At 53.3% G+C, this 390-nt stretch carries 1 rRNA gene; it reads left to right on the forward strand.

Annotation, left to right across the window (positions count from 1 at the left end):
- Window positions 1-390: ribosomal RNA gene (locus ACXAH2_RS17190) — 23S ribosomal RNA — on the forward strand; the annotation flags it as partial.

The raw sequence follows: 390 nt of genomic DNA on the forward strand, positions 1-390 counted from the left end.
TAGTTGCTGGGAATAGACCCGAAACCGGGCGATCTATCCATGAGCAGGTTGAAGGTTGGGTAACACTAACTGGAGGACCGAACCCACGTACGTTGAAAAGTCCGGGGATGACTTGTGGATAGGAGTGAAAGGCTAATCAAGCTCGGAGATAGCTGGTTCTCCTCGAAAGCTATTTAGGTAGCGCCTCGCGTCTTGCCATTGGGGGTAGAGCACTGTTTGGGCTAGGGGGTCATCCCGACTTACCAACCCCATGCAAACTCCGAATACCAATGAGTATGAGCGCGGGAGACACACGGCGGGTGCTAACGTCCGTCGTGGAAAGGGAAACAACCCAGACCGTCAGCTAAGGTCCCCAAGTTACAGTTAAGTGGGAAACGATGTGGGAAGGCT

The organism is Marinomonas sp. ABL3_031 (assembly GCF_056161265.1).